This is a genomic window from Ruegeria sp. BB5 (assembly GCF_056539405.1).
The window spans coordinates 1-4,412 of sequence record NZ_JBQFUX010000022.1 but is presented as its reverse complement, the minus strand read 5'-3'; the positions used below and the strand labels follow the sequence as shown (position 1 = coordinate 4,412).

The following is a 4,412-nucleotide window of genomic DNA, read 5'->3' as shown; positions in this document are numbered from 1 at the left end:
GGGAGGCAAGCTGGTTGATTTTGCGGGTTGGGAGATGCCTGTTCAGTATCCGCTGGGGATTATGGGTGAGCATAAGCAGTGTCGTGAGAAGGCGGCGGTGTTTGATGTGTCTCATATGGGTCAGGTGATCCTGCGCGGTGAGAATGTGGGCGAGAAGCTTGAGGCGATCTGCCCGCAGGCCTATGCGACGCTGAAGGAAGGCAAGGCGCGGTACGGGTTCTTTACCAACCCGGAAGGCGGGATCATGGATGATCTGATCGTGTCGAATGCGGGGGATCATTTCTTTGTGGTGGTGAACGCGGCGCTGCGGCATCAGGACATTCCGCATATGAAAGCGAACCTTGAAGGCGTTGAAGTGACCGAGATCTTCGACCGCGCGCTGGTGGCGGTTCAGGGCCCCAAGGCCGAAGATGTCGTGGGCGAACTGTGCCCGGCGGCGCGGGACCTGAAGTTCATGGAAACCACCGTCGCCGATATCAACGGTGTCGAATGCCGCATCTCGCGGCTGGGCTATACCGGCGAGGACGGGTATGAGATCTCGATCCCCGAAGACAAGGCGATCGAGGTCACCAAGGCCTTTCTGGCGCATGAGGATTGCGAACCTGCGGGTCTGGGCGCGCGCGACAGCCTGCGGCTGGAGGCGGGTCTGTGCCTCTATGGCAATGACATCGACCAGACGACCTCGCCGATTGAGGCGTCCCTTGGCTGGGCCATTCAAAAGCGCCGCAAGGAAGAAGGCGGTTTTCCGGGTGCGGACCGCGTACAAAAGGAACTGGCCGAGGGTCCGGCGCGCAAGCTGGTGGGCATCAAGCCCGACGGTCGCGCCCCCGCGCGTCAGGGCGTCGAAGTCCAATGTGCCGAGGGCAATACCATCGGCCAGATCACCTCGGGCAGCTTTGGCCCCACGGTCGGCGGTCCCGTTGCGATGGGCTATGTGAGCAAGGGTCATGGCGAGCCGGGCGAGAAGGTCAATCTGATCATCCGGGGCAAGGCGCAACCGGCGCAGATCGTGGCGCTGCCCTTCGTCAAACAGAATTACAAGCGTTGAAGTCAGGAGAGAGAGACATGGCAACCTATTATTCCGAAGAGCATGAATGGCTGACCGTCGAAGGGGACACGGCCACTCTGGGCATCACCAAACACGCGGCTGAGCAGCTGGGCGAAGTGGTCTTCGTCGAGCAGCAGGAAGCGGGCGACGAGTTCGAAAAAGGCGGCGAGATCGGCGTGATCGAATCCGTCAAGGCCGCGTCCGAGCTTTATGCGCCGGTCGATGGCGAGATCACCGAGGTCAACGAGGCGCTGGCCGACAACCCCGGCGCGCTGAACGAAGACCCCGAGGGCGAGGCCTGGATCTACAAGATCAAGATCGCGGATGCCGCGCAGCTTGAGGATCTGATGGACGAAGCCGGCTACAAGTCCTTCATCGGGTAAATCTATGTCGGAGCCCTGTCTCTGGGGCTCCGCCCGTTCGGGCCTGAATCTGTCCACCGGACAGATTCCGGGACGGCCCTCACTCTCCGCCGGAGGCTCCCGCAGTCTCCGCCGGACCTGACCTTTTCGACAGGAGCGCTGCAATGGCCTTCAAACTGACCGATTACGAAGCCTATGACTTCGCCAACCGCCGCCACATCGGCCCGTCGCCCACCGAGATGCGCGACATGCTCAAGGTGATCGGCTTCAAGACGCTGGACCAGCTGATCGACGCCACGGTGCCGCCTGCGATCCGGCAGAAAGAGCCGCTGGACTGGGGTCCGGCGATGACGGAACGCGATGCGCTCTTTCACATGAAAGAGGTGGCGAGCAAGAACAAGGTTCTGACCTCGCTGATCGGTCAGGGCTATTATGGCACCACCACGCCGGCACCGATCCTGCGCAACATCCTGGAAAACCCTGCCTGGTACACCGCCTATACGCCGTATCAGCCCGAGATCAGCCAGGGCCGTCTTGAGGCGCTGTTGAACTTCCAGACCATGGTCAGCGATCTGACCGGGCTGGACGTGGCCAACGCCTCGCTGCTGGACGAAGCCACAGCCGCTGCCGAAGCTATGGCGATGGCCAAGCGCGGCGGTCGCTCCAAGGCCAACAACGCGGCCTTCTTTGTCGACCGCAACTGCCACCCGCAGACCATCGCGGTGATCAAAACCCGGGCTGAGCCGCTGGGCATCGACGTGCAGGTCGGCGACCCCGATGCGCTGGATGCAGGTGCCGTCTTTGGCGCGATCTTCCAGTATCCCGGCACCCACGGCCATGTGCGCGACTTTACCGCCGAGATTGCGGCGCTGCACGAACACAAGGCGATTGCCATCGTCGCCGCCGACATCCTGTCGCTGGCGCTGCTGAAGTCGCCGGGCGAGATGGGCGCGGATATCGCCATTGGCTCGACCCAGCGCTTTGGCGTGCCAATGGGCTATGGTGGCCCGCACGCCGCTTATATGGCGACCACCGACAAGCTGAAGCGGTCGATGCCCGGCCGGATCATCGGTGTCAGCATCGACAGCCGCGGCAACAAGGCCTACCGCCTGTCGCTGCAAACCCGCGAGCAACACATTCGCCGCGAGAAAGCCAACTCGAACGTCTGCACAGCGCAGGCGCTGCTGGCGGTCATCGCCTCGATGTATGCCGTGTACCACGGCCCCGACGGCATCAAGGCCATCGCGCAATCGGTGCACCGCAAGACCTCGCGCATGGCAGCCGGTCTGGAAGAGGCGGGCTTTGCCGTGGAACCGGAAGTGTTCTTCGACACCATCACGGTCGAGGTCGGCCACCTGCAGAACGTCGTGATGGAGGCCGCCGTGGCCCGTGGCGTCAACCTGCGCAAGGTCGGTGATACCAAGGTGGGCATCAGCCTGGACGAACAGACCCGCCCCGAGACCATCGAGGCCGTCTGGGGCGCCTTCGGCATCGACCGCAAGGATGACAGCTCGAACGTGGCCTACCGCCTGCCGGATTACGCGCTGCGCGAAAGCGCCTATCTGACTCACCCGATCTTCCATCAGAACCGGGCCGAGGCCGAGATCACGCGCTATATGCGCCGTCTGGCCGACCGCGACCTGGCGCTGGACCGGGCGATGATCCCGCTGGGGTCCTGCACCATGAAGCTGAACGCCACGATCGAGATGATCCCGGTCACCTGGCCCGAGTTCTCCAACCTGCACCCGTTCTGCCCCGAAGATCAGGCGCAGGGTTATCACGAGATGATTGCGGATCTGAACGACAAGCTGTGCCAGATCACCGGCTATGACGCGATCTCCCAGCAGCCCAACTCGGGCGCGCAGGGCGAATATGCGGGCCTGCTGACCATCCGCAACTATCACGCATCGCGGGGTGAGGCGCACCGCAATGTCTGCCTGATCCCGACCTCGGCGCATGGCACCAACCCGGCCTCGGCGCAGATGGTGGGCTATCAGGTTGTGCCGGTGCAGGCGGATGAGAACGGCAACATCGATGTCGCCGATTTCCGCGCCAAGGCGGAAAAGCACAGCGATCATCTGGCTGCCTGCATGATCACCTACCCGTCCACCCATGGCGTGTTCGAGACCACCGTGCAGGAGGTCTGCCAGATCACCCATGATCACGGCGGTCAGGTCTATATCGACGGTGCCAACATGAACGCCATGGTCGGCCTGTCGCGTCCGGGTGACATTGGCGGCGACGTCAGCCACCTGAACCTGCACAAGACCTTCTGCATCCCGCATGGCGGCGGCGGCCCCGGCATGGGTCCGATCGGCGTCAAGGCGCATCTGGAAGAGCATCTGCCCGGCCACCCGGAATACGGCAGTGCCATCGGCCCGGTCTCGGCCGCGCCCTTCGGCTCGCCGTCCATTCTGCCGGTCAGCTGGGCCTATGTGCTGCTGATGGGTGGCGCGGGTCTGACCCAGGCCACGAAAGTGGCGATCCTGAACGCCAACTACATCGCCGCGCGTCTGAGCGAGGCCTATCCGATCCTCTACACTTCGGAAACGGGCCGGGTGGCGCATGAATGCATCCTCGACACCCGTCCCTTGGACGAGGCGGCCCATGTCAGCGTCGACGACATCGCCAAGCGTCTGGTCGATTCAGGCTTCCACGCGCCCACCATGTCCTGGCCGGTGGCCGGCACCCTGATGGTCGAGCCCACGGAATCGGAACCCATGGCGGAACTCGACCGCTTCTGCGACGCCATGCTGTCCATCCGGGCCGAGGCACAGGACATCATCGACGGCAAGATCGACGCGGACAACAACCCGCTGAAAAACGCCCCCCACACGGTGCGCGATCTGGTCGGCGACTGGGATCGCCCCTACACCCGAGAACAGGCCTGCTTCCCGCCAGGCTCCATGGGCGTCGACAAATACTGGTCCCCCGTTAACCGCGTCGACAACGCATATGGCGACAGAAACCTCGTCTGCACATGCCCACCAATGGACGCATAC

The 4,412-nt window shown here is 63.3% G+C and carries 3 protein-coding genes; all 3 read left to right on the top strand.

What is annotated here, in order from left to right; translation table 11 throughout:
• Positions 1–1,048 (top strand): glycine cleavage system aminomethyltransferase GcvT (gene gcvT, locus ACR0DL_RS21415; RefSeq protein ID WP_480691284.1); only part of this gene is annotated, 1,048 nt, incomplete at its 5' end.
• Positions 1,049–1,065: 17 nt separating this feature from the next.
• The gene (gene gcvH, locus ACR0DL_RS21410; protein WP_170352139.1) at positions 1,066–1,431 is read left to right on the top strand and encodes a glycine cleavage system protein GcvH; all 366 of its coding nucleotides are present in this window, start codon (positions 1,066–1,068) and stop codon (positions 1,429–1,431) included.
• A gap of 143 nt (positions 1,432–1,574) precedes the next feature.
• A partial coding sequence (gcvP, locus tag ACR0DL_RS21405) for an aminomethyl-transferring glycine dehydrogenase (RefSeq protein WP_480691282.1) occupies positions 1,575–4,412 on the top strand: 2,838 nt, incomplete at its 3' end.